1 protein-coding gene is annotated in these 1,017 nt (G+C 70.7%); it reads right to left on the bottom strand.

The window, feature by feature from the left end; translation table 11 throughout:
• Nucleotides 1–27 precede the first annotated feature (27 nt).
• A partial coding sequence (locus ACIRS4_RS39355) for a serine/threonine-protein kinase (RefSeq protein ID WP_404205252.1) occupies nt 28–1,017 on the bottom strand: 990 nt, incomplete at its 5' end.

The following is a 1,017-nucleotide window of genomic DNA, read 5'->3' on the forward strand; positions in this document are numbered from 1 at the left end:
TCGACTGAGGGCGTCGATCGGAAGCGCTTACAGCGCAACCAGGATGACGATGATGATCAGCAGGCCGATGAGCAGGCCGATCGCCACCGCCAGCGGGCCCGCGTTCGGGCCCAGCTTGCTGAAATCGAACTCGAAGCCCTTCGGCTTGGGCTGCGCCGCGACCGGGGCCGCGGGGGTGGTGCGCTGCGGGCGCGGTAGCGGGCTGGAGTTGGGGCTGCGCAGTCCGGCCGCGGAATTGCGGGCCGCCCACGCCGGAATCGTCCCGTCCTCGGTGCGGACCGGAGCGTTCAGGATGTAGGGCGCGGTGCCGGGACCGAAAGCGGCGGTGAGGATCTCGTTGCGGGCCTCGGTCATGGTGGGGCGGCGCTGCGGGGCGGGCTCCATCATGTGCAGCAGGACCTCGGTGAGCGGGCCGCTGCGGGCGGGCGGGGCGATCTGGGCCATGGCGGCGCGCTCCACGATGACATTGCTGTCCTCGTCGAAACCGTAGGGCGGCTGACCCTCGATGGCGGTGTACAGCGTTGCGCCGAGCGAGAATACGTCGCTGGCGGTGGTGGGGCGGGCCCCGCGGGCGACCTCCGGCGGCAGATAGGCGGGGGTGCCGGTGATGACGTCGCTGATCTCCTCGCTGGTGTCGTTGGCGCCGCTGGAGATGCCGAAGTCGGAGAGCTTGACCATGCCGACCTCGTCGCCGCGGTCGGCGACCAGGATGTTGCCGGGCTTGATGTCGCGGTGCACGATGCCCGCGGCGTGCGCGGTGGCGAGCGCGTCGGCCACCTGCGCGCCGATCTGCGCCACCTCGATCGGGGACAACTGATCCACCAGCGCAAGGGCTTTGGCGACACTGCGCGAGGGCAGGTACTCCATGACCAGCCAGGGTTCACCGGCCTCGAGCACCACGTCGTAGACGGCGATGGCGTGCTCGTGCGACAGTTTGGCCGCGACCCGGCCCTCGTGCATGATCCGGCTGCGGACCTCGCGCGCCTCGTCCTCGCTCAGGCCCTGCGTGGTGAGGAC

The organism is Streptomyces sp. NPDC101166 (assembly GCF_044768125.1).
In the GTDB taxonomy this organism is placed as follows: domain Bacteria; phylum Actinomycetota; class Actinomycetes; order Streptomycetales; family Streptomycetaceae; genus Streptomyces.